The sequence below is a fragment of the Aeromicrobium sp. CnD17-E genome, from assembly GCF_024124745.1.
Lineage (GTDB): Bacteria > Actinomycetota > Actinomycetes > Propionibacteriales > Nocardioidaceae > Aeromicrobium.
This window is the reverse complement of the sequence record NZ_JAMXRU010000054.1, coordinates 1-21,735: the sequence shown is the minus strand read 5'-3', so window position 1 is coordinate 21,735 and position 21,735 is coordinate 1. Positions and strand designations below refer to the sequence as shown.

21 protein-coding genes are annotated in these 21,735 nt (G+C 72.7%); 7 read left to right on the top strand and 14 right to left on the bottom strand.

The features are described from left to right. On the top strand, positions 1-1,227 hold a 1,227-nt coding region (gene rmuC, locus NH339_RS11305; RefSeq protein WP_253025344.1), incomplete at its 5' end, for a DNA recombination protein RmuC. A gap of 57 nt (positions 1,228-1,284) precedes the next feature. On the opposite strand, the gene NH339_RS11300 is transcribed toward rmuC, so the two are convergent. The 4 genes from NH339_RS11300 to NH339_RS11285 form a co-directional block, all read right to left on the bottom strand. After that, positions 1,285-2,451 carry a cystathionine gamma-synthase gene (locus tag NH339_RS11300; RefSeq protein WP_253025342.1) on the bottom strand — a complete coding sequence of 389 codons (1,167 nt, stop codon included), beginning with the start codon at positions 2,449-2,451 and terminating at the stop codon, positions 1,285-1,287. Continuing rightward, positions 2,448-3,824, bottom strand: a complete 1,377-nt coding sequence (locus NH339_RS11295) for a cystathionine beta-synthase (protein WP_253025340.1) — start codon at positions 3,822-3,824, stop codon at positions 2,448-2,450. The genes NH339_RS11300 and NH339_RS11295 overlap by 4 nt, the downstream gene beginning before the upstream one ends. 99 nt (positions 3,825-3,923) lie before the next feature. Then, positions 3,924-6,215 carry a protein translocase subunit SecD gene (gene secD, locus NH339_RS11290; RefSeq protein ID WP_253025338.1) on the bottom strand — a complete coding sequence of 764 codons (2,292 nt, stop codon included), beginning with the start codon at positions 6,213-6,215 and terminating at the stop codon, positions 3,924-3,926. Positions 6,216-6,259: 44 nt separating this feature from the next. Beyond that, complete coding sequence (locus NH339_RS11285; RefSeq protein ID WP_253025336.1) at positions 6,260-6,586, bottom strand: hypothetical protein; 327 nt, start codon at positions 6,584-6,586, stop codon at positions 6,260-6,262. A 53-nt stretch (positions 6,587-6,639) separates the two neighbouring features. Between NH339_RS11285 and NH339_RS11280 the strand changes: the two genes are divergently transcribed. After that, entirely contained in the window at positions 6,640-7,617 is a 978-nt protein-coding gene (locus NH339_RS11280) for an aldo/keto reductase (RefSeq protein ID WP_253025334.1), read from the top strand. A gap of 221 nt (positions 7,618-7,838) precedes the next feature. Here the strand turns inward: NH339_RS11280 and NH339_RS11275 are convergent, their stop codons facing one another. The 4 genes from NH339_RS11275 to NH339_RS11260 all read right to left on the bottom strand — a co-directional run bounded on the left by NH339_RS11275 (position 7,839) and on the right by NH339_RS11260 (position 11,211). Next, complete coding sequence (locus NH339_RS11275) at positions 7,839-8,429, bottom strand: hypothetical protein (protein ID WP_253025332.1); 591 nt, start codon at positions 8,427-8,429, stop codon at positions 7,839-7,841. 70 nt (positions 8,430-8,499) lie between these two features. After that, positions 8,500-9,333, bottom strand: coding sequence for an iron uptake transporter permease EfeU (gene efeU / locus NH339_RS11270; RefSeq protein ID WP_253025330.1), 834 nt, complete (start codon positions 9,331-9,333; stop codon positions 8,500-8,502). Between the two features lie 67 nt (positions 9,334-9,400). After that, positions 9,401-10,627, bottom strand: coding sequence for a ribonuclease D (locus NH339_RS11265; RefSeq protein WP_308207063.1), 1,227 nt, complete (start codon positions 10,625-10,627; stop codon positions 9,401-9,403). A gap of 5 nt (positions 10,628-10,632) precedes the next feature. After that, entirely contained in the window at positions 10,633-11,211 is a 579-nt protein-coding gene (locus NH339_RS11260) for a DUF3000 domain-containing protein (RefSeq protein ID WP_067858047.1), read from the bottom strand. A gap of 78 nt (positions 11,212-11,289) precedes the next feature. Between NH339_RS11260 and hemE the strand changes: the two genes are divergently transcribed. The 3 genes from hemE to hemQ are packed head-to-tail and all read left to right on the top strand — an operon-like array spanning position 11,290 to position 14,388. Further along, entirely contained in the window at positions 11,290-12,339 is a 1,050-nt protein-coding gene (hemE, locus tag NH339_RS11255) for a uroporphyrinogen decarboxylase (protein ID WP_253025327.1), read from the top strand. Next, positions 12,339-13,661 carry a protoporphyrinogen oxidase gene (hemG, locus tag NH339_RS11250; protein ID WP_305883280.1) on the top strand — a complete coding sequence of 441 codons (1,323 nt, stop codon included), beginning with the start codon at positions 12,339-12,341 and terminating at the stop codon, positions 13,659-13,661. Before hemE ends, hemG begins: the two co-directional genes overlap by 1 nt. Before the next feature lie 22 nt (positions 13,662-13,683). Further along, positions 13,684-14,388, top strand: a complete 705-nt coding sequence (gene hemQ / locus NH339_RS11245) for a hydrogen peroxide-dependent heme synthase (RefSeq protein WP_253025326.1) — start codon at positions 13,684-13,686, stop codon at positions 14,386-14,388. A 210-nt stretch (positions 14,389-14,598) separates the two neighbouring features. Here hemQ and msrB read toward each other — a convergent pair whose 3' ends face one another. Next, a complete protein-coding gene (gene msrB, locus NH339_RS11240) occupies positions 14,599-15,021 on the bottom strand; it encodes a peptide-methionine (R)-S-oxide reductase MsrB (protein ID WP_067858035.1) in 423 nt (140 codons plus the stop codon). 64 nt (positions 15,022-15,085) lie between these two features. Here msrB and NH339_RS11235 point away from each other — a divergent pair, with 64 nt between their 5' ends. Continuing rightward, a complete protein-coding gene (locus NH339_RS11235; RefSeq protein WP_253025325.1) occupies positions 15,086-15,955 on the top strand; it encodes an SGNH/GDSL hydrolase family protein in 870 nt (289 codons plus the stop codon). Here the strand turns inward: NH339_RS11235 and NH339_RS11230 are convergent. Continuing rightward, positions 15,927-16,586, bottom strand: a complete 660-nt coding sequence (locus NH339_RS11230; RefSeq protein WP_253025324.1) for a dihydrofolate reductase family protein — start codon at positions 16,584-16,586, stop codon at positions 15,927-15,929. The genes NH339_RS11235 and NH339_RS11230 overlap by 29 nt on opposite strands. A 27-nt stretch (positions 16,587-16,613) precedes the next feature. Between NH339_RS11230 and NH339_RS11225 the strand changes: the two genes are divergently transcribed. Further along, positions 16,614-17,447 (top strand): PPK2 family polyphosphate kinase, encoded by an 834-nt coding sequence (locus NH339_RS11225; protein WP_253025323.1) that lies wholly within the window; start codon positions 16,614-16,616, stop codon positions 17,445-17,447. A gap of 2 nt (positions 17,448-17,449) precedes the next feature. On the opposite strand, the gene NH339_RS11220 is transcribed toward NH339_RS11225, so the two are convergent. The 4 genes from NH339_RS11220 to NH339_RS11205 form a co-directional block, all read right to left on the bottom strand. After that, complete coding sequence (locus tag NH339_RS11220; protein WP_253025322.1) at positions 17,450-18,487, bottom strand: AbrB family transcriptional regulator; 1,038 nt, start codon at positions 18,485-18,487, stop codon at positions 17,450-17,452. Between the two features lie 92 nt (positions 18,488-18,579). Next, on the bottom strand, positions 18,580-19,338 hold the full coding sequence (locus tag NH339_RS11215; RefSeq protein ID WP_067858023.1) for a sirohydrochlorin chelatase: 759 nt from the start codon (positions 19,336-19,338) through the stop codon (positions 18,580-18,582). After that, on the bottom strand, positions 19,335-19,514 hold the full coding sequence (locus NH339_RS11210; RefSeq protein ID WP_253025321.1) for a hypothetical protein: 180 nt from the start codon (positions 19,512-19,514) through the stop codon (positions 19,335-19,337). The genes NH339_RS11215 and NH339_RS11210 overlap by 4 nt, the downstream gene beginning before the upstream one ends. Positions 19,515-19,590: 76 nt before the next feature. Then, on the bottom strand, positions 19,591-21,273 hold the full coding sequence (locus NH339_RS11205; RefSeq protein ID WP_253025320.1) for a nitrite/sulfite reductase: 1,683 nt from the start codon (positions 21,271-21,273) through the stop codon (positions 19,591-19,593). Positions 21,274-21,735: the final 462 nt, after the last annotated feature.

The following is a 21,735-nucleotide window of genomic DNA, read 5'->3' as shown; positions in this document are numbered from 1 at the left end:
CGCGTCGAGAGCGCGCTCGCCGCGGCCAAGGCCGACGTCGAGGCCCGGCTCGCGGCCACACGGGCCGAGGCCGACGCCCTGCGCGAGCAGGTCGAGGTCGCCCGGCGTCAGACGCGCGAGCTCGTGGCGCAGCACGACCGCGAGGCCAAGGAGCGCCAGGCCAAGGAGCACAGCGAGAGCCGCGTGCTGCAGAAGCTCGCCCCGGTCGCCACCCAGCTGCAGCAGATGCAGCGCAAGGTCGAGGAGATCGAGGAGAAGCGCGCCCGGCAGCACGGCCACCTCGCCGAGCAGATCCGCGCCACGCAGGAGTCGGCGGCGCGATCCCAGCAGGCGGCAGAGACGCTCTCCGGCGCGCTGCGCAACAACACGGTCCGCGGTGCCTACGGCGAGACCCAGCTGACGTCGCTCGTGGAGTCGGCCGGGCTGCTCAACCGCATCGACTTCTCCACCCAGGAGTCGATCACCGCCGACTCCGGCGCCCGACGTCCCGACATGGTCATCAAGCTGCCGGGACGCAAGCAGATGGCGGTCGACGCCAAGGTGCCCTACGCGGTGTTCATCGACGCGAACCGACCCGACCTCGACGACGCCGAGCGCAAGCGGATGTTCGTGCAGCACGCGAAGGCCGTGCGGGCGCACGTCGACGCCCTGGCCCAGAAGGAGTACTGGACCGGCCTGCCGACCAGCCCCGAGTTCACGGTGGCGTTCATCCCGAACGACGCGATCCTCAACGCGGCGCTCGACGCCGACCCGTCGCTCATGGAGCACGCGTTCGGCAAGGGCATCGTGCTCGCGACGCCGGTCAACCTGTGGGCGGTGCTCAAGACCGTGGCGTTCACCTGGCGCCAGGAGGACCTCGCCGAGAACGCGCAGGAGCTCGTCGACCTCGGCCGCGAGCTGTACAAGCGGCTCGGGACCCTGTCCTCGCACGTGTCCAAGCTCGGCCGCTCGCTCGAGCGGTCCGTCAAGGACTACAACACCTTCGTCGGCTCGCTCGAGCGTGGCGTGCTCGTCACGGCACGCAAGCTCGACCGTGTCGACGACACGGCGCTGCTGGGCGACGTGCAGGAGCTCGACGTCGACCCGCGCAGCCTCACCGCCAGCGAGCTGACCCAGCCGTCCGCCTCGCAGGAGTTCGCGCTGTTCGAGGACCTCGAGCGGCCGGAGATCGACCCGCTGCTCGTCGAGGGCGAGACCGTCGACGACGCGGAGGAGCAGGCGGGCTGAGCGGCCCACCTGCCCCCCGTGGGTCCCTCGCGAGGCGAGCCACCCACGGGCGGCGGGTCAGCCGAGCGCCTGCTCCAGGTCGGCCAGCAGGTCGGCCGTGTCCTCGATGCCGACGCTGAGTCGCACGAGGTCGTCCGGCACCTCCAGCACCGAGCCCGCGGTCGACGCGTGCGTCATGGCACCCGGGTGCTCGATGAGCGACTCGATGCCGCCGAGGCTCTCCGCGAGCGTGAAGATGCGGGTCCGCGCGCAGAGGTCGAGCGCCGCCTGGCGTCCTCCCGCGAGCCGCAGCGAGACCATGCCGCCGAAGCGACGCATCTGCCGGGCTGCGACCTCGTGCCCGGGGTGCTCGGGCAGGCCGGGGTAGAGCACCGACGCCACGGCCGGGTGGCCGACGAGGAGGTCGACGACCGCCTCGGCGTTCGTGCAGTGCTGCTCCATCCGGACCGCGAGCGTCTTCGCGCCGCGGAACGTCAGGTAGGCGTCGAACGGACCCGGAACCCCGCCCGCGCCGTTCTGCAGGAACGCGAACCCGGCGTCGAGCTCGGCGTCGTCGGTCACGAGCGCGCCGCCCACCACGTCGGAGTGACCCCCGAGGTACTTGGTCGTGGAGTGCAGGACCACGTCGGCGCCGAGCGCGAGCGGCTGCTGCAGGTAGGGCGAGGCGAAGGTGTTGTCGACGACGAACCGCGCACCCGCGGCGTGCGCGACCTCGGCCACCTGCTCGACGTCGGCGACGTTGAGCAGCGGGTTGGTCGGGGTCTCGACCCACACGACCTTCGTCTCGGGCCGGATCGCGGCGCGGACGGCGTCGACGTCGTTGACGGCGACGGGCGTGTAGGAGATGCCCCAGCGGGTGAACACCTTGTCGATGAGCCTGAAGGTGCCGCCGTAGGCGTCGTCGGGGATGACGAGGTGGTCCCCGGGCCGCAGGAGGGTGCGGAGGGCGGCGTCGGTGGCCGCCATGCCCGAGGAGAAGGCGCGACCGTGCGCCCCGTTCTCGAGCGCCGCGAGGTTCGCCTCGAGCGCCGCGCGGGTCGGGTTGCCGGTGCGGGCGTACTCGTAGCCGCCGCGCATGCCACCCACGCCGTCCTGGGCGAAGGTCGAGGACGCGTAGATCGGTACGTTCACCGCGCCGGTCTGCGGATCGGGCTCGAAGCCGGCGTGGATCGCGCGGGTCGCGAAGCCGAGCGCCTCGGTCCGGCCGTTGGTCTGGTCGCTCATACGTGCACCCCCAGGAGGTCGTGCCGGGTCAGGACGCCCAGCGGCTTGCCGTCCTCGATCACCATGACGGCGTCGCTGTCCTTGAGCGTCGCCAGGGCGGTGTCGAGGTCCTCGTGCGCGCCGAGCAGCGGCAGCGGCGGCTCCATGTGCTTGGAGACCGGGTCGGTGAGGGACGCCCGGCCCTCGAACACGGCGCTGATGAGCGTGCGCTCGCTGACGCTGCCGGCGACCTCGCCGATGACGACGGGCGGCTCGGCCCCGACGACCGGCATCTGGGAGACGTTGTACTCGCGCAGGATCTCGATCGCGTCGCGGATGGTCTCCGACGGGTGGGTGTGCACGAGCGCGGGCAGGTCGCCGGACTTGCGGCGCAGCACCGCGCCGACGCTCGGCCGGTCGGTGTGACCGTCGAGCGGCTCGCGGAGGAAGCCGTACGACGACATCCAGTCGTCGTTGAAGATCTTGGAGAGGTAGCCGCGTCCGCCGTCGGGCAGCAGCACCACGACGACGGCGTCGGGGCCCTCGCGCTCGGCCACCTCGAGCGCCGCGACGACGGCCATGCCGCACGAGCCGCCGACCAGCAGACCCTCCTCGCGGGCGAGCCGGCGGGTCATCTCGAACGCGTCGGCGTCGGAGACCGCGATGATCTCGTCGGCGATCTCGGGGTCGTAGGCGCTCGGCCAGAAGTCCTCGCCGACACCCTCCACCAGGTAGGGGCGGCCGGTGCCGCCGGAGTAGACCGAGCCCTCGGGGTCGGCGCCGATGATCTTGACCCGACCGCCGGAGACCTCCTTGAGGTAGCGACCGGTGCCGGTGATGGTGCCACCGGTGCCGACGCCGGCCACGAAGTGCGTGACGGTGCCGTCGGTGTCGGCCCAGATCTCCGGACCCGTGGTCTCGTAGTGCGACGCCGGCCCGGCGGGGTTGGAGTACTGGTCGGGCTTCCAGGCGTTCGGGGTCTCGCGGACGAGCCGGTCGGAGACGTTGTAGTAGCTGTCGGGGTGCTCCGGCGGCACGGCGGTCGGGCAGACCACCACCTCGGCGCCGTAGGCACGCAGGGTGTTCCGCTTGTCCTCGCTGACCTTGTCAGGGCAGACGAAGATGCAGGAGTAGCCGCGCTGCTGGGCCACCAGCGCGAGCCCGACCCCGGTGTTGCCGGAGGTGGGCTCGACGATGACGCCGCCGGGCTTGAGCGCCCCGGACGCCTCGGCCTCGTCGACCATCTTGACGGCGATCCGGTCCTTGGAGCTGCCGCCGGGGTTGAGGTACTCGATCTTGGCCGCCACCAGGGCAGATCCTGCCGGGACGACGCTGGACAACTTCACGAGCGGGGTGCCGCCCACGAGGTCGACCACGTGGTTCGCGATACGCATGACGTTCATCCTGCCACCCGGCTCGAGCGTGGAACCGCCGAGGCGTCGCCGACCCTCCCGTGCCGGGGAGGGGCCGACGACGCCCTCGGAGCCGAACCGTCAGACGACGGCGCCGTCGGTGTTCCGTCCGTCGTCGATCTGGGCGTACTTGTCGACGACCTTGGGCTTCTTGTCCGGGTCGTGCGGCCAGCGCTCCTCGAGCTTCACGGCGAGGGCGGACGCCGTGAAGATCGTCGACAGGATGCCGATCGAGAGCCCGAGCAGCAGGGCGATCGCGAAGTCGGTCAGCGAGTCGCCACCGAGGAACGCGAGCGCCGCGAGGATGAACATGGCGCCGAGACCGGTGTTCACCGTGCGCGGGATCGTCTGCAGGATCGCCTCGTTCACGACGTCGCGCAGCCGTCGCCCGCGGTTCTCGCCCGTGTGCTCGCGGATGCGGTCGAAGACGACGATCGTGTCGTTGACCGCGAGGCCGATGATCGACAGCACCGCGGCGAGGAACACGCCGTCGATCGGCTTGCCCCACCACGCGAAGATGCCGACCACGGTGAGCACGACCGACGCCATCGACAGCTGGGCCGACACCGCGTAGGTCCAGCGGAACCGCCAGGCGAGGTAGGCCATCTGCGCGGCGATGGCGATCGCGAACGCGATGAGCGCCTTGTCGCGCAGCTCCTTGCCGAGGCTCGGACCGATGAGCTCGTCGCGCTCCTTCGTGGCCTGCCCCGCGACCGACTCGACGGCCTCCTCGACCTCGACGGCCTCGTCGTTGGTGATGTCGTCGAGGCGGACGCTGACGTTCTCGCTCTGCCCGTCGCCGGACGACTCCTGCACGACGGCGCGCGGGAAGCCGGCGTCGGACACCGCCTCGCGCACCTCCTGCACGTCGACGGCCTGGGCGGTGGAGAACTCGAGGATGCGCCCGCCCGTGAACTCGACGCCGAGGTTCAGGCCACGCAGCAGGATGCCGCTGACCGACACGCCCGCGACGACCAGGGTGAGGCCGATCCAGAGCCCGCTGCGGCGCATCAGGTTCGGGCCGCGCTCGGTGAGCCACTTGCGGACCGGTCCGGTCGAGGCCACGCCGGTGAGGCCGGGTCGCTTCTTCAGGAACGACCGCTTCACCGCGAACTCGGTGAGCACGCGCGCGACGACGAGAGCCGAGAACATCGACGCGATGGTGCCGATCGTCAGGGTGACGCCGAAGCCCTTGACCGGACCGGACGCCAGGAAGAACAGCAGCGCGGCGGCCAGCACGGTGGTGACGTTGGAGTCGAGGATCGCCGACCACGCCTTGTTGAAGCCGGTCGTGAGCGAGGTGTGCAGGTTGCCGTTCTTCTCGTACTCCTCGCGGGCTCGCTCGAACACCAGCACGTTGGCGTCGATGGCCAGGCCGATGGCGAGCACGAAGCCCGCCAGGCCCGGCAGCGTCAGGGTCGCGCCGAGCCACACGAGCAGGCCGTAGGAGATCGCGGCGTAGGTGGCCAGCGCGAACGTGGCCATGAGCCCGACCACGCGGTACACGAGCACGATGAACAGACCGGTCAGGATGATGCCGATGATGCCGGCCTCGATGGACGCGTCGATCGCCGCGTCGCCCAGCGTGGCGCCGACCGTGCGCTGCTCGATGACCTCGACGGGCACCGGGAGCGCGCCGCCCTTGATGAGGACGGCGAGGTCGTCGGCCTGGGTCTGGGTGAAGTTGCCGGTGATGCTGGTGCTGTTGCCGCCGCCGGAGCGGCACAGGTCGGGCTGGACGGCGGGGGAGGAGATGATGTCCTCGTCCAGCAGGATGGCGACCCGGTTGCCGCCCTCGGTGTTCGCGCAGGCGGCGGCGACGAGGTCGCGCCAGCCGGTGCGGCCCTCGCCGGCGAAGTTGACGTTGACGACCCACTGGCCCACGCCCTGCTGGGGCGTGGCGGCCTCGGCGTCGGAGACCCGCTCGCCGTCGACGAGCGTGGGGCCGAGCAGCAGCGGCTGGCCCTGCTCGTCGTTCGCGACGACCTGGCCGTCCTCGGGCTCCTGGCCCTCCTGCGCGGGGCGCAGGACCTCGTGGAAGGAGAGCTGGGCGGTCTGGCCGATGACCTCGGCGGCCTCCCGCGGGTCGGTCACGCCGGGGAGCTCGACGATGATCCGTCGGTCGCCGGACTGGGCGAGGGTCGGCTCGGCGACGCCGAGGGCGTCGACGCGGCCGCGGATGACCTCCAGGGCTCGGGAGGTCGACTCGGCGTCGGCCTTGACGCGGTCGGTGTCCTGCGTCTCGAGGACGATCTGCGTGCCGCCCTCGAGGTCGAGGCCGAGGTTGGCGGGCTTGAAGTAGGCGAAGGCGAGGGAGGCGGCGAGCACGGCGAACGCCGCGATCGCACGCCACAGAGGGGCGCGCTGGTGCATGGATGACTTTCGGGATGGACGACGGGACGGCTGACGAAGGTGCGTCAGGCCGTCGGCGGTCCGCGACCCGCGGCGGCGGGTGCCTCGGACTCCACCACGTCGACCCCCGCGTCGACGACCGTGTCGTCGGCGAAGGCCGGGGCGACCGGTGCGCTCTCGGGCGGGAGCGCCCAGAGGTCGAGGTGGTGCTGGTCGACGTGCTGGCCCGACGCCTTCACGTGCGCCGCCTGGTGGCTCGACGCGGCCGAGGTGTGCGTCGTCGTCGCCCGCTGGTGCGCCCCGGCGTGGGTGACGCCGATCCCGGCCACGAGGAACAGCCCGACGACGGCCGCGCTCAGGGCGGCGGCCAGCGTGCGGCGGGGTCCGGGCATGGGGTGCAGTCTAGGCGACGCGCGCGACGGGACCGTCGGCCTAGGCTCGGGGCATGAGCCACGACCTCCTCCACCGTCCCCTCGGCCACTCCGGCATCCAGGTGCCCGTCGTCGGCATCGGCTGCAACGCCTTCGGCACGCGCATCGACGCCGCGCAGGTGCGGGCTGTCGTCGACGCCGCGCTCGAGCGCGGCGTCACCTTCTTCGACACCGCCGACGTGTACGGCTTCGGCGCGAGCGAGGAGCTGCTCGGTGCGGCGCTCGGGTCACGTCGCGACGAGGTGGTCGTCGCCACGAAGTTCGGCATGGACATGCAGGGCCGCAACGGCGACGACGGGGGTCGACGGGGGAGCGCCGCCTACGTCCGCACCGCCGTCGAGGCCAGCCTGCGACGTCTGGGCACCGACCACCTCGACCTCTACCAGCTGCACACGCCGGACCCCGCCACCCCGCTCGACGAGACGCTCGAGGCGCTCGACGCCCTCGTGCAGGCCGGCACGGTGCGCGCCGTCGGCTGCTCGAACTTCCAGTCCTGGCAGCTGGTCGACGCCGACTGGCGCGCTCGGACCGCCGGACTCACCCGGTTCGCCACGGCGCAGAACGAGTACTCGCTGTACAACCGGACCGCGGAGGTCGAGCTGACGCCGGCCTGCGAGCACCTCGACGTCGGGATCCTGCCGTACTTCCCGCTCGCCTACGGTCTGCTGACCGGCAAGTACCGGCGCGGGGAGGACGCGCCCGAGGGGACCCGGCTCGCGACCCAGTCCGAGCGGCTGGCGACGGCCGACTGGGAGCGCATCGACGCGCTCCAGTCCTTCGCCGACGCGCGGGGCATCTCGCTGCTGGAGCTGGCCATGGGTGGTCTGGCCGCGCAGCCGGCCGTCAGCAGCGTCATCGCGGGCGTCTCGCGCCCGGAGCAGGTGGCGGCGAACGCCGACGCCGCCTCCTGGCAGCCGACCGAGGACGACCTGGCGGAGCTCGCGTCGATCGGCCGGCCGACGCAGTCCTACACGACCTTCGCCCCGGCCTGAGCCCGCGGCGGCCGTGCGGGAGATGGGGCGCCGGGCCGGGAAGCGCCTCACGGCGCGTGGCCGCTCGTAGCGGCTATTTTTGGGACCCGGGGCTTACCGCGGCCCGGCGCGACCACCAGCCTAACGGGCCCCTGGGCGCGCACAAGCGCTGTGGGCGTGAGACCTGCGACGCCGGCTCGAGCGGGCCGCGAGCGACGACCGGAGGACGCGCCGCGGGCGCCTCAGTGCAGCGAGCCGGACCGCTCGAGCGCCGCGGCGCGACGCAGGTGCAGGGCCATGTCGAGCAGGCGCGCGCCGCTGTGCGCGTCGGCGTCGTCGAGCTGCCCACGGCCCACGCCGACGATGTGGGCGAACGCCGCGGCGCGGTCGAGGACGACGTCGAGGTCGGTGACGACGATGCCGCGCACGACCGTGTCGACGAGGTCGACCACCTCGTCGGCCCCGGGCGGCTCGACCACGCCGGCGAGCATCTCGTGCACGGGCGCGAAGCCGCGACCGGCGGCGAACTCGGCGGCCGCCTGGCGGGGCTGGCGGTGGACCCACTCGCGCAGCAGGTAGAGCCGCCACAGGGCACCCGACAGCGTGTCGGGCGGGGCGTGCGACCACAGCTCGGCGATCACGCCGAGGCCCTCGGCGTCGGACAGGTGCAGCACGCGGTCGACGAGGTCGCGGTCCTCGCGGTCGATCGGCCCGCGGACGAGCAGGTGCGCGATCCGGTGGCCGGCGGCGGCCACCTCGGCCGGGTCGGTGTCGTGCGCGAGCGCCTCGAAGAGTCCCTGTCCGGGCAGGGACGGGCGATGGAAGTCGCTCATCCTGCGGACCGTCCGGGCATGGGCCCCACCGTATCCGGGGCCCGGTCGTCCGGCACCCAGATCGCGTGCGTCAGACGTGCGCGTCGGGTCGCGGGGCGGCGGGCGCCGCGGTCGCCTGGGGGCGCAGGTAGAGCCACAGCACGGGCACCACGTAGGCCACCCAGGCGATGGTCTGCAGCCAGGTGGGGTCGGGCTGGAAGTTCACGGTGCCCTTGAGGAGCGTGCCGTACCAGCTGTCGGGCGCGATGACGCCGGAGACGTCGAACGCGAGGTTCGTGATGCCGGGCAGGATGCCGGCCTCCTGCAGGTCGTGGACGCCATACGCGAGCACGCCGGCGGCGACCACGATGAGCAGGGCTCCCGTCACCTGGAAGAAGGTCGAGAGGTTGATGCGCAGCGCACCGCGGTAGATGAGGTAGCCGAGGAGCACCGCGACGAGGATGCCCGTGGTCGCGCCGACGAACGGGGAGGCGGTGTAGCTGCCGGAGATCGTGGCCCAGATGATCGCGGCGGTCTCCAGGCCCTCGCGCCCGACGGTGAGGAACGCGACCGTGGCGATGGCGACCGGGCCGAGCTCGACCGCGGTCGCGAGCTCGCCCTCGAGCTCCCGCTTGAGCCCGCGGGCGGTGCGACGCATCCAGAAGATCATCCACGTGACCAGGCCGGCGGCGAGGATCGAGAGCGTGCCGCCGACGGCCTCCTGCCACACGAAGGGCAGCTGCTCGAAGGCGAGGGTCACGGCCGTGAACACGAGCACGACGAGGGCCAGTGCGCCACCCACGCCGATCCAGATGTAGCGGACGTCGCGGCGGCGGTCCGTGCGCACGAGGTAGGCCAGCAGGATGCTGACGACGAGGCTGGCCTCCAGCCCCTCGCGCAGACCGATCAGGAAGTTGGCGAGCACACCGACATGCTACTCAGGTTCGCCTTGCCTCAGTGGGTGATCCCGCGCACGACCTCGGTCCGGGCGGTCAGGGGGTCAGGGCGGCGACGAGGTCGGCGGCGACGAGCTCGACCTGCCACGGACGGGCCCCGCCCTCTGCGAGCGCGTCGCCGACGTGGACGACGTCGACGACGGCCGGCGGGTCCCAGGCCAGACCACGGACGAGTCCGGGGGAGATGAGGTTCTCCGGTGGCAGGTCGTGCTGCTCGGCGATGCGCGTGACCGCCTCGCGGGCCGCCGTGAGCCGCGCCGCGGCCTCGGGGTGCTTGTCGGCCCACGCGCGCGGCGGAGGTGGTCCGTCGCGGTGCTGGGTCGAGAGCGGCAGGGCGTCGTCGGGGAGCGCGAGGCCCTCCTCGACCGCGTCGAGCCACTGCTGCAGGAAGCGACGTGGCCCGCGTGAGCGCATGACCGGCAGGTTGCGCAGCGTCGAGGCGTCGCGCGGTGCCTCGCGGGCGATCTCGAGGATGGAGGCGTCGGGCAGGATCCGCCCGGGCGTCGTGTCGCGCTGCTCCGCGATCCGGTCGCGCGCCTCCCAGAGGGCGCGCACCAGCCCGAGGGTGCGTCGGCCACGGGCCCGGTGGATGCCCGACGTGCGCCGCCAGCGCTCCTCCTTAGGCGGTGCACCTGTGAACGACAGGAGGGCCTCGAAGTCCTGCGCGGCCCACTCGCGCTTGCCGGCGCGCTCGAGATCGGCCTCGATGAGGTTGCGCAGCTCGATGAGCACCTCGACGTCGAGGGCCGCGTACTCGAGCCAGGGCTCCGGCAGCGGTCGCGTCGACCAGTCGGCGGCCGAGTGCTCCTTCGCCAGGCTCAGCCCGAGGTAGTGCTCCACGAGCGAGGCCAGGCCCACGCGCGGCAGGTTGAGCAGCCGGCCGGCGAGCTCGGTGTCGAACAGCGCGGTCGGGTGCAGCCCGACCTCGGCGAGGCACGGCAGGTCCTGCGTGGCCGCGTGCAGGATCCACTCCGCGTCGCCGATGGCCTCGTCGAGGTCGACGAGGTCGTCGAAGGCGATCGGGTCGACCAGGCCGGTGCCGCTGCCGTCGCGGCGCACCTGCACGAGGTAGGCCCGCTGGGAGTAGCGGTAGCCCGACGCCCGCTCGGCGTCGAGGGCCACCGGGCCGTGACCGAGCGCGAGACGCGCGCAGTAGGCCACGTAGTCGTCGACCGTGTCGATGACGGGGGGCAGGGGGTCACGCAGCTGCAGACGTGGAAGAGGAGGAGCCTGCTCCTCCGGGCTCCCCGTCTCCTCGGGCACGGAGGTCAACGGCGACCTCGACGACGCTGCAGCGGGACGACGCCCGGTGCGAGCGGAGGCAGACCGGCCAGCGTGCAGAGCAGCTCGGTCCAGGCCGCGACGTGCGCTCCGGCCTCGGAGGTGGGCGTCCAGGACGCGCGGATCTCGACCTGGGCGGAGCCGGTGTCGCCGGCCATCTCGCCGAAGGTCTCGGTGCTCACGACCGTGACGCTGCCGCTGGCGGCGGTGTGGGTGCCGCCCTGCGCCTCGAGCGCGTCGACCAGCCAGCTCCACCCGACGGTCGCCAGGGCGGGGTCCTCGGCCATCTCGCGCTCGACCTCGGCGCGCGCGAACGTGACGCAGCGGAACGTGCCGTCCCACGCGTCGTTGCCGGCGGGGTCGTGCAGCAGGATGAAGCGACCGGTGGCCACGTCGTCGCCGCCGACCTCCAGGTCGCCGCTCAGGGCGTGCGCGAAGGGCGCGATCCGCTGAGGTGCGGGGATCTCGTCGACGACCACCTCGGGACGCACCGGTGCGGCCAGCAGCTGCTCCAGGGCAGCGGCGAACGCTGGAGGGGTGTGATCGAACTCGCTGCGGGCGCCCACAGGCCGATGGTAGGCACTCCGGGCGCCGACCGGGTCCCGACACGCAGGCGGTGATCCCACCCCTGAGAGAATCCCTCGGTGACCACCTCCCCCTCCGCCCGGCTCGCCGAGAGCGACTTCCTGCGCGCGTGCCGTGGCGAGCCCACGAGCCGCACCCCCGTCTGGTTCATGCGTCAGGCGGGTCGCCACCTGCCGGAGTACCTGAAGGTGCGCGAGGGCGTCGCGATGCTCGACTCGTGCTTCTCGACCGACCTCGTCGTCGAGATCACGATGCAGCCGGTGCGTCGCTACGGCGTCGACGCCGCGATCTTCTTCTCCGACATCGTCGTCCCGCTCAAGGCGATCGGGGTGGACCTCGACATCGTGCCGGGCACGGGACCGGTGATCGCCGACCCGATCCGTCGGCGCGGACAGCTCGACCAGCTGCGCCGGCTCGAGCCCGACGACGTGGAGAGCATCGCCGCGGCGGCGCGGGCGCTCGTGGGGGAGCTGGGCGGCACGCCGCTCATCGGCTTCGCCGGCGCGCCGTTCACGCTCGCCTCCTACCTCGTCGAGGGCGGGCCCTCGCGCGACCACCGGATCACGAAGCAGCTGATGTACTCCCAGACCGGCCTGTGGAACGACCTGCTCGAGCGGCTCTCGCACCTGGCGGCCGACTTCCTGCGCGTGCAGGTCGAGGCCGGCGCCTCCGCGGTGCAGCTGTTCGACTCCTGGGCGGGCGCGCTGTCGCCGTCGGACTACGAGACCTACGTGGCCCCCCACTCCCGACGCGTGCTCGAGTCGGTCGCCGACCTCGGCGTGCCGCGCATCCACTTCGGCGTGGGCACCGGCGAGCTGCTCGACCAGATGGGCGACGTCGGTGCCGACGTGGTCGGCGTCGACTGGCGGGTGCCGCTGGACCGCGCCATCGAGAAGGTCGGACCGCACCGCTCCGTGCAGGGCAACCTCGACCCGACGTTGCTGTTCGCCCCGGCCGACGTGCTGCACACCAAGGCGGCCGCCGCGATCGAGCGCGGTCGCGGTGCCAGGGGGCACGTCTTCAACCTCGGCCACGGCGTGCTGCCGCAGACCGACCCCGACGCGGTGAAGGGTCTCGTCGACTTCGTGCACGGCTACGAGCGCGTCTGATGCGCGTCGCCGTCGTCGGGGCCGGCATCGGCGGGCTGGTCGCCGCCCTCGACCTGCGTGAGGCAGGGTGCGACGTCGTCGTGCTGGAGGGCGCCGACCGGGTGGGCGGCAAGCTGCGCGTCGACGACGTCGGCGACCTGCGCGTCGACGTCGGCGCGGAGTCGATGCTGGCGCGTCGACCCGAGGCCGTCGACCTGGCCGCCCGGGTCGGGGCCGAGCTGACCCACCCGGCGACGACGTCGGCCGCGATCTGGACGCGGGGCGCGCTGCGTCCGCTGCCGCCGACGGTCATGGGTGTCCCTGCCGACCTGGACGCCCTCGAGGCGTCGGGGATCCTCGCCGAGCGTCCGGTGCCGCACGCCGAGCCCGTGCCCGACGACGACGTGTCGGTGGCGGCCTTCCTCGCGCCGCGGGTCGGTCGCGAGGTGGTCGACCGGCTCGTCGAGCCGCTGCTCGGCGGCGTCTACGCCGGTCACGCGGACCGCCTGTCGCTGCGCGCCGCGGCGCCGCAGGTGCTGGCGCTCGGTGCCGATCCCCTCGCGGGGGCGGCTGCGACCCGTGCCACGACGCGCACCCTCGCCACGCCGGTGTTCGCGGGCGTCGTCGGCGGCGTGGGCACGCTCCCGCAGCGCGTCGTCGAGCACGGTGACCTCGACGTGCGGCTCCGGTCGACGGTGCGGGCCGTGCGGGTGGACGACGGCGTCTGGACGGTCTCCGCAGGCCCGGTGTCGGCGATCGAGACGTACGAGGTCGACGCGGTCGTCGTCGCGACACCGGCACCGGCCACCGCGCGCCTGCTCGCCGAGGTGGCGCCGCCGGCGGCCTTCGCGCTGGCCGCCGTCGACTACGCCTCGATGGCCCTGGTGACGTTCGTGCTCGACGGGCCCGTCGACGTGGAGGGCTCGGGATTCCTCGTGCCGCCGGTCGACGGCACGGTCGTGAAGGGCTCGACGATCTCGTCGCAGAAGTGGGCGTGGCTGGGGGAGCGGGCGGGCGATCGTACGGTCGTGCGCGCCTCGATCGGCCGGGCCGGTGACACCGCCGTGCTCCACCGCGACGACGCCGAGGTGGCCGCGCTCGCGCTCGCCGACCTGACGTCCGCGTACGGAGCGCTGCCGTCGGTCGTGGCGACGCACGTGCAGCGCTGGGGCGGTGGCCTGCCCCAGTACGACGTCGGCCACCTCGACCGCGTGGCGACGGTCGAGGCGGCGGTCGCGCTCGTCGACGGTCTCGAGGTGTGCGGTGCCACCTACCACGGGGTGGGCATCCCGGCGGTCGTCGCGTCGGCCCGCGCTGCCGCGGCCCGCCTCCTCGCACGCTGAGCCGCGGGGGGAGAATGGACCCATGAGCGTGCCGAACCAGGGAAAGCTGGCCAAGGAGATCAACGAGACCATCCGCTACACGATGTGGTCGGTCTTCAAGCTCGAGCGCGTGCTCGGTGACGCCGACCGAGCCGCGGAGGCCGCCGAGGTCGACGACCTGGTGAAGCGCCTGGCCGACGAGGACGTCGTGGTCCGGGGCTTCTACGACGTCAGCGGCATGCGCGCCGACGCCGACCTCATGGTCTGGTGGCACGCGTCGTCGGCCGACGCGCTGCAGGCCGCCTACAACGCGTTCCGGCGGACCGCGCTGGGCTCGCGGATGGCGCCGGTGTGGTCGCAGACCGCCCTGCACCGTCCCGCGGAGTTCAACAAGTCGCACGTGCCCGCGTTCATGGCCGACGAGACCGTGCGCGACTGGGTCTGCGTCTACCCCTTCGTCCGCTCCTACGAGTGGTACCTGCTGCCTGACGAGGAGCGCCGCGAGATGCTGCGCGAGCACGGCATGCAGGCCCGCCCCTACCCCGACGTCCGCGCCAACACGGTCGCGTCGTTCGCGCTCGGCGACTACGAGTGGATCCTGGCCTTCGAGGCCGACGAGCTGCACCGCATCGTCGACCTCATGCGCGACCTGCGCGCCAGCACCGCCCGCCGCCACGTGCGCGAGGAGATCCCGTTCTACACCGGCCGCCGCCACGACCCGAGCGACCTCACCGCGCTCTGGCCCTGAGGAGAGATTCCCACGTCGACCTGGGAATCTTCAGCGAGGCACGAGAATCTCAGCCAGGCACGGAAAGCAAGCCGTGCGTGGCTGCGATTCCCAGGTCGACCTGGGAATCTCCGCGCGGGGCACGGAAAACTCAGCCACGCACGGCAAGCAAGCCGTGCGCGGCTGCGTTTCCCAGGTCCGCCTGGGAATCTTCCGTCGACTGCGGAAGGGTCAGACGGGGACCTGGGTGAGGCTGATGCCGTTGATGCAGAACCGCTGGTCGGTGGGGGTGGGGAATCCCTCGCCCTCGAACACGTGGCCCAGGTGGGAGCCGCAGGTGGCGCAGCGGACCTCGACGCGACGCATGCCCATCGAGCGGTCCTCGATGTACTCGACGCGGTCCTCCGCGAGCGGGGCGTAGAACGCCGGCCAGCCGCAGTGGGCGTCGAACTTCGTGTCGCTGCGGAACAGCTCGGAGCCGCACGCGCGGCAGGCGTAGACGGCCTCCGTCGGGTCGGTCTCGAACGGGGAGCTGAACGGTCGCTCGGTGCCCGCCTCGCGGAGCACGTGGTACTCGGCGGCGCTCAGCTCGGCGCGCCACTCCTCGTTGGACTTCTCGACGTCGTAGCTGGTCTTCCCCGCCTGGTCGCTCATGTCTCCAGCCTACGTTCAGGTGCAAGAGACCACCTGTTCACGCGGGTGTGGGAGGAACGTCCTCGTGGGAGTGACGAGGACGGTGGCGACGGGTCTGCTGGTGGCCGCGACGGCGGGGGCGGCTGCGGCGTGGGGGGCGCGGGCGGTCCTGCAGCACCAGGCCGCGCTCGCTCGCGCGGCGATCGGCAAGCCGCTCGGTGAGGACGCACCCCTCGCCGACCGGGTCTACAAGAAGCGGCACGGCGGGACCATCGACCTGCTCGTCCTGGGCGACTCCATCGCCGCCGGGCTGGGTGCCGACGGACCGCGCGGAACGCTCGGTGCGCGGCTGGCGCGTCAGGTGTCCAAGCGCACCGAGCGTGCCGTGCGCCTCCGGACCGCCGCCGTGGTCGGGTCCGAGAGCAGCCGGCTGGCCGAGCAGCTCGCGTCGCTGCCGCCCGACTACGCGCCCGACGTCGCGGTCGTCGTCGTGGGTGGCAACGACGTGACGCACCGCGTGCCGGTGGTCGAGTCGGTGAGCCACCTGGAGGCGTGCGTCTCGGCGCTGCGCCGTCGTGGCACCGCCGTCGTCGTCGGCACGTGCCCCGACCTCGGCGCGCTCACCCCGGTCCCGCAGCCGCTGCGCGCGCTCGGCTCGCGGGCGTCGCGCCAGCTCGCGGCCGCCCAGCAGGAGGCGGCGCTGCGCCACGGCGCCTACGTCGTCTCGCTCGCCGACGTCGTCGGACCGTTCTTCATCACGAACCCCGACGAGATGTTCAGCCTCGACCGTTTCCACCCCAGCTCCCTCGGCTACAAGCGGACGGCGCAGGCGATGCTGCCGTCGGTGCTCGCGGCGCTGGGGGAGCACGACGAGGTGCCGTTCGGCCACCTCGCCCCCGACCTCACGGTCGTGCCGGACGACCGGGTCAGCGTCCCTGCCGCACCCAGCGCGTGAGCAGCGTGCCGTCGACGTCGACGGCGTGCGCCAGCCGCAGCGGCACCTCCGCCGACTCCCCGCCGGTCGAGATGCGCTGACCGTCGCCGGCCACCAGGACGGGGGAGACGGTCAGGCACAGCTCGTCGACCAGGTCGAGCGCCGTGAGACCGGCGAACAACGACGGGCCGCCCTCGCACAGCACCCGCTGCAGGCCGCGACGGCCGAGCTCGGCGAGGGCCTCCGGCCAGTCGACCTCGTCCTTGCCGGTGAGCAGCACCTCCACGCCCGCGCCCTCGAGCGCCACCACCTGCTCCTCGTCGGCGGCTCCTGGCGCGACGACGAGCACGCCCGGGACCTTCAGGCGGTCCGGTACGTCGAGGCTGCGGCTGACGAGGGCGAGCACGCCGTCGTCGATCGGTCCGTAGTCCTCCGACCGGGCGGTGCCGGCCGACACGAGCACGACGTCGCACAGCTCGCGCAGGAGCCCGAACACGGCCTGGTCGGCGTCGGTGCCGAGCGACCCCGACCGCCCGTCGGCCCCCTCCGCCGAGCCGTCGACGCTGCTGACGAAGTTGACCCGCACCCAGGCGCGGCCCTCCTCGAGGTCGGGGTACTCGTACAGTGCACGGTCGATCGTCGGCGTGGCCATGACGCCCACCCTAGGTACGGTGGCGCCATGTCGCAGAGCCTGAGCAGCACGCTGTCCGCCGTCAGCAGCCTCGCCGAGGTCGACTCCCGCTCGACCCCCGGCTTCGACGGCGACAAGGCGGCCGGCAAGGCCGCGCTCGCCGAGCTCGGCACCGAGCTGGCCGACCTGCAGGAGCGTCTGCACGCGCACGGCACGACGGGCGACCCGCGCTCCGTCCTGGTCGTGCTGCAGGGCATGGACACCTCGGGCAAGGGCGGCACGATCGAGAAGGTCGTCGGTCTGGTCAGCCCGCTCGGGGTCCGCATCGCCTCCTTCAAGAAGCCGACGCCCGAGGAGCTCGCCCACGACTTCCTGTGGCGGGTCGAGCGACGGTTGCCGTCGGCCGGCGAGCTCGGCGTCTTCGACCGCTCCCACTACGAGGACGTGCTCATCGGGCGCGTGCGCCGGCTGGCCGACGTCGACGAGGTCGAGCGACGCTACGACGCGATCAACGCCTTCGAGCGCCGGTACGTCGAGTCCGGCGGCACGGTCCTCAAGTGCCTGCTGCATATCAGTCCCGACGACCAGGCCGCTCGACTCCTCGCCCGGCTCGACGACCCGACGAAGCACTGGAAGTTCAACCCGGGCGACATCGACGAGCGCGAGCTGTGGGACGACTACCAGGAGGCGTACGACCTGGTGCTCCAGCGGACGTCGACCGACGTCGCCCCGTGGCACGTCGTGCCCAGCGGACGCAAGTGGTACCGCAACTGGGCGGTCGGCCGGCTGCTCCTGGAGCACCTGCGCGCGCTGGACCTCACCTGGCCCGAGGCCGACTACGACGTCGACGAGCAGCGCGCCCGGCTCGCTGCGTCGAGCTGACGTCAGCCCCGGCGCAGCAGCCGGGCGAGGGCCGGAGCCAGCAGCAGCACCAGCAGCAGCCGGAGCAGCTGGACGGCCGTCACGAAGGTGACGTTGCCGCCGGTGGAGGTCGACGTCGCGAGCACGGCGTAGAGGCCGCCGGGCGTCGTGGCCAGGTACGCGTCGAGGCGGCTCGTCCCGGTCGCCGCCGCGAGGGCGAGTCCCAGGCCCGCGCAGGTGACCATGGTGAGCGCGATGGAGACGGCGGCGGTCGGGAGCATCCGCGCGATCGACCGCAGGCTCTCCAGCGTGAACCGCAGCCCGACCTGGACGCCGATCGCGAGGTACCCGAGGCCCTCCACCCAGGTCGGCACGACCGCGTCGGTGAATCCCGGCACGGCGTGCAGCGCCGCCGCAGTGACCACGGGGCCGAGGATGGCCGGCGACGGGAGGTGCGCAACGCGACCCAGCAGCAGCCCCGAGCCGACGGCGAGGACGCAGTAGAGCAGGTCGCGGCCGCTGCCGAGGACGAACCCGCCTGCGGCTGCACCGCCGCGCTCGTGGAAGACCAGCCCGACCACGAGCGGCAGGCTGAACAGCACCACGAGCACGCGCAGGTACTGCAGCACGGTGACGACCCGGTCGTCGGCTCCGAGGTCGCGGGAGAGGGCCGTCATGCCCGACGCCCCGCCCGCGATCGAGGCGAAGGCAGCCGTCACGGGGGTCACGCCGCGGTGCAGACGCAGCAGCTGCCCCGCCAGGACGCTCACGACGATCGTCGAGGCCGAGACCGCCACGACCACGGGCCACGACCAGCCGAGCGACGTGAACGTCCCCCAGTCGACCGAGGCGCCGACGATCGTGCCGACGACGCCCTGGCCCGTGAGAGAGACCCAGCGGGGTGCGTCCAGCGGTCGGGGCGCGAGCCGGCCCGGGGCGAGCAGTGCGTACACGAGGGCGCCGAGCAGTCCGCCGAAGAGGAGTGCCGACGGCACCTGGGCGAGCTCGAGCGCCGTCGACGCGACGACGACGAGGATCCCGAGACGCAACCAGGCCCGCACCCGGGGAACGCTAGTCCCCGGGGTGCGGGCCCGGTGCGCCGGAGGGTCCGGCGGTGGGTCGTGTGCGGTGTCGTACCAGTGCCGGGGGGTGCTCAGGCGAAGAGCGCGTCCAGCGAGACCAGCTCGACGGCCCCGACCGCGTAGCGGGCCAGGATGACCTCGGCCACCTCGTCCGAGACGCCCAGCGGCTCGGCGACCGCGACGGCGCCGGCCTCGTAGGCCAGCTCCTTCACCCGGTCGGGCAGGAAGCCCGGCGCGAGCATCAGCTGACCGACCGCGATGTTGCGGCGACCGTCGGCGCGGTGCGCCCGCACGGCCTCGCCCGCCGCGGGCGGGGCGCTCGACGCGAACGCCGCGATGGTCGGCAGCTTGTGGTGCGCGCCCCAGGCGCGGGCGGCCCGGGCGATGGTGGCGTTCGCGACCGCGTCGGACGAGCCAGCGCCCGCGAGCACCAGGGCGTCGAGCTCGCGCACCCGGTTCTCGCGCAGCACCTCGCGCAGCCGACGGTCGAGCACGTGGAAGAACGCGTTCTCGATGCCGAGGACGTCGGTCACCTCGATCTGCAGCCCCTCGTGACGGGAGCGGGCCGCCTTCGCGGCCTCCGGCACGTCGACCTTGGCGTGGTAGGCCTCGGTGAGCAGCAGGGGGACGAGGACGATCTCGCTGTGACCCTCGGCGACCAGACGGTCGACGACGGCGTCGAGGTCGGGCTCGGAGTGGTCGAGGAACGCGGTGGCCACCCGGAGGTCGGGACGCATGCACGCCACGCGCTCCGTCAGGGCAGTGATGGTCTCGGCGGATCGCGGGTCGCGGCTGCCGTGCGCCAGGGCGATCAACGCTGGTGCAGTCATGCTGTCCTCCTTCCAGAGGGGTCGGTGGTGCTGGTGTGGGTGGGGGAGAGAAGTCCGATGAAGCCGAGCCGGAAGGCGCGCAGACAGCTGCGGCACTCCCACTCGCCGTGGGTCTCGCCGTGCGGACGCAGGTCCTCGTCGGCGCAGTACGGGCAGTGGAACGGTGTCGCCCTCATCGCAGGACCTCCGGAGGAAGGGCACGGTACGAAGGTCCTGCGATGAATGCTTGATCGTTCGTTCGCTGGCGCTCGCTCATCGCAGGACCTCCTCGTCGGCGCGGGCGACCCAGTGCGCGAAGGACTCGTCGGCGTCGCGCTGCTCCAGGAACGTGCGCGAGAGCTTCTCGACGTAGTCGGGCAGCTGCTCGCCGGTCACCTTGTGGGCGCGGAGCTTGCGGCCGAACCCGGCCCCGAGCCCGAGGGCACCGCCGAGGTGCACCTGGAAGCCCTCCACCTGGTTGCCGTCCTCGTCGAGCACGAGCTGGCCCTTGAGGCCGATGTCGGCCGTCTGGATGCGGGCGCACGAGTTCGGGCAGCCGTTCACGTTGACCGTGATCGGGGTGTCGAGCTCGGGCACGCGCTTCTCCAGCTCACCGATGAGGTCGGCCGCGCGGGCCTTCGTCTCGACGATGGCGAGCTTGCAGTACTCGATGCCGGTGCAGGCCATCGTGTTGCGGCGCCACTGCGACGGCCGCGCGTGCAGGCCCAGCTCGGCCAGCGCCTCGACGAGCGACTCGACGCGGTCCTCCTCGACGTCGAGCACGACGAGCTTCTGCATGGGCGTGGTGGCGACGCGGTCGGAGCCGTGCGCCTCGACGACGTCGGCCACCTGGTTCAGCAGCGTGCCGGAGATGCGACCGACCGTCGCGGCGACGCCCACGTAGTAGCGGCCGTCCTTCTGGCGGTGCACGCCCACGTGGTCGACGGGCGTCGCCGGCACCTCGGGCGCGTCGAGGTCGACGAGGGTGCGCTCGAGGTATTCGGTCTCCAGCACCTCGCGGAACTTCTCGATGCCCCAGTCGGCCACGAGGAACTTGAGACGGGCGCGGGACCGGAGCCGGCGGTAGCCGTAGTCGCGGAAGATGCTGACGACGCCCTCCCACACCTCGGGCACCTCGTCGATCGGCACCCAGACCCCGACCCGCTGGGCGAGCATCGGGTTGGTGGACAGCCCGCCGCCGACCCACAGGTCGAAGCCGGGTCCGTGCTCGGGGTGCTCGGCGCCGATGAAGGCGATGTCGTTGATCTGCGGGACCACGTCGTGCCCGGGGTGTCCGCTCATCGCCGACTTGAACTTGCGCGGCAGGTTCGAGAAGGCGCGGTCGCCGATGTAGCGGCTCTCGACGGCCTCGATGGCCGGGCGGGCGTCGATGATCTCGTCGGCGCTGATGCCCGCGACGGGCGAGCCGAGGATGACGCGCGGGCAGTCGCCGCAGGCCTCCTGCGTCGACAGGCCGACGCCCTCGAGCCGCTCCCAGATCGTGGGCATGTCGCGCACGTCGATCCAGTGGTACTGGACGTTCTGGCGGTCGGTGAGGTCGGCGCTGTCGCGCGCGAACTCCACGGAGATGTCGGCGATGGTGCGCAGCTGCGCGAGGTCGAGCTGTCCGCCGTCGATCCGCACGCGGAGCATGAAGTAGCGGTCGTCGAGCTCCTCCGGCTCGAGCGTCGCGGTCTTGCCGCCGTCGATCCCGGCCTTGCGCTGCGTGTACAGGCCCCACCAGCGGAAGCGTCCACGCAGGTCGCCGGGGTCGATGCTGTCGAAGCCGCGGTGCGCGTAGATGTTCTCGATGCGGGCGCGCACGTTCAGCGGGTTGTCGTCCTTCTTGGACTGCTCGTTCGCGTTGAGCGGCTCGCGGTAGCCCAACGCCCACTGGCCCTCGCCGCGACGGCGGCGGGCCGGACGGGAGGGGGGCGTGGTGGTGCTCGACGTCATGGGAGTCCTCGGGGAGGACGCGCGACAGCCGGTCGGGGACGGACGGGCGTCGCGCGTCGCGGCAGGTGGGTGCGGGCGCGGTGGGTCAGCGACACGCCATGGTGCGCGCACGACCGAGGTCGACGTGGAGACGTCCCACGAGCCAGAGCGGGTGCGCGATCAGCATGCGGACAGTCTTGCCAGCCCGTGGACGCCTCACAACTGGAGATCTCACCATGTGGTCCGTGCGTCCACATGATGGGACGAGCGTGCCGAAACCGGTGCGAGCACGGCGGATCGCGTGACCGGGGTCACTCGGCGTGCGGCGACACCCACGAGACGACGAAGGTGCCCAGCAGGGCACCCAGCAGAGCGCCGACGGCCACCACCAGCGCCAGCGGCCACGCCACGACGCCCGCGGTCGCGAGGCCCAGGACGGCGGCGGGCTGGGCCGCGGCGGCCAGGCCGACCCCGAGCAGGCCG